Source organism: Bacillus sp. GbtcB14 (assembly GCF_019091205.1).
GTDB classification, from domain to species: domain Bacteria; phylum Bacillota; class Bacilli; order Bacillales; family Bacillaceae_G; genus Bacillus_A; species Bacillus_A cereus_AG.
On record NZ_JAGXJT010000309.1, the window covers coordinates 1 to 236 of the forward strand.

A 236-nucleotide genomic window follows, 5' to 3' on the forward strand; every position below is an offset into this window, starting at 1 on the left:
CGGAGCCGGAATCGTCACGTTTATGCTTCTGTTTCAGGGACAATCTGAAGCGACGGCACTTGCCTCTGCGATGGGTATGCCTGTCTTCGGCCTCATCGGAGGATTGATGGCGGCCGTGCTGATCTATATTTTCGCCTGGCACCGGGGGCATCTTGAATCGGGCAGAATTATTCTCGTCGGGATCGCCATGAATTCCGGATTCAGCGCGCTGTCTTTATTTCTTTCATTAAAAATGG

Annotated in this window: 1 protein-coding gene; it reads left to right on the forward strand. The window is 52.1% G+C overall.

Translation table 11 applies throughout. The features are described from left to right. Positions 1-236 (forward strand): iron chelate uptake ABC transporter family permease subunit (locus tag KVT31_RS29990; RefSeq protein ID WP_217613772.1); only part of this gene is annotated, 236 nt, incomplete at both ends.